Below are 1,373 nucleotides of genomic sequence, written 5' to 3' on the forward strand. Positions count from 1 at the left end.
GGCTCTATAATATTTGTTGGGGTTTGAAAAAATTTCATAAATAAAAAAGCACGTAATCACCGATTTCTATATACTTGAATTGTCGAAAAACAAGCAATGAAAGGTGATACGTGCAAATGAATTTTAACATGAATATTCCAGGATTAAAAGGTGTAACTGTTCATAAGGTGGAGGAGATGGGGGAACGTATTGTTCTACACGTTTCCATACCAAAAAAAGAACATCAATGTCCAGCATGCAAGAATATAACATCAAAAGTCCATGATTATCGGATTCAAAAAATTAAACATTTAAAATGGTTTGAGCGATTAACGGTTCTTTTTTATAAACGACGACGTTATGTATGTCAATGTGGAAAACGTTTTTCAGAAAAGTCCCCTTTCGTAGATAAATATCAACGTTTCTCGAAAGAATGGAATCAAGTTGTACGAATCCGTTCAATAAAGGCAAAAACATTTAAAGAAGCAGCTGAAGTACTTGGTACATCAAGCTCAACAGTGATTCGTCGATTTAAAGAAGTAGTAAAGGAACAATTAAATGAAGGGGTTCATTTACCAAAATGTATCGCGATTGATGAATATAAAGCAGATACCGATGCGGGAACTTATCAATTAATTATTGCCAATGCGGAAACACATGAACCAATTGATATTTTACCAAATCGTAGAAAAGAAACCATTAAGGATTACTTGATGAAATACGGTGCAGATGTAGAAATTGTGGTTATGGACATGAATCCAAGCTTTAAAGCAGCAGTTAGGAAGACGTTAAATCGCCCGATTATTATTGCGGATCGGTTCCATTATTGTCGTTATATTTATTGGGCACTAGATGAAGTACGCCGAAATGTTCAAAAAGAATGGCATGCATATGATCGAAAGAAATGTAAGAAAATGCGTCATGTACTATATAAACGATTTGATAAGTTAACAGAAACGAATCGTTGGTACTTAAATCGTTACATAGGAATGTCGAAGGAACTAAAGCAAGCCTATGAATTAAAAGAAGCTTACTGCGAATGGTTTGATTGGGCAAAAACTTCAAATGATTTGATAGAAATAAAAAAAAGATTAGAAGCCTTTTACCGAAAGGTAGAAGAAGCAAATATTCCGGCATTTTTAAAGGCCATTCAAACGCTAAAAAATTGGCAAGTTGAAATTTTAAATAGTTTAAGTTTTGGATATTCAAATGGTTTTTTAGAAGGAATTAATAATAAATCAAAAGTTTTGAAGCGTAATGCTTATGGTTTTAGAAGCTATGAACACTTTAAAGCGAAAATTTTATTAAATAATTTATCTAAGAAAATTGGGATTCATTTAGGATAATCGGGGTGCCGTGTAATATCACTTCACCCCAACATTTGACATAGAACC

Annotated in this window: 1 protein-coding gene; it reads left to right on the plus strand. The window is 33.0% G+C overall.

Annotation, left to right across the window (positions count from 1 at the left end):
• Positions 1-110 precede the first annotated feature (110 nt).
• Positions 111-1,325: an ISL3 family transposase gene (locus tag JOD29_RS20300; RefSeq protein WP_124767071.1), complete on the plus strand. Its 1,215-nt coding sequence runs from the start codon at positions 111-113 to the stop codon at positions 1,323-1,325.
• Positions 1,326-1,373 lie beyond the last annotated feature (48 nt).

Source organism: Lysinibacillus composti (genome assembly GCF_016908465.1).
GTDB classification, from domain to species: Bacteria; Bacillota; Bacilli; order Bacillales_A; family Planococcaceae; genus Ureibacillus; species Ureibacillus composti_A.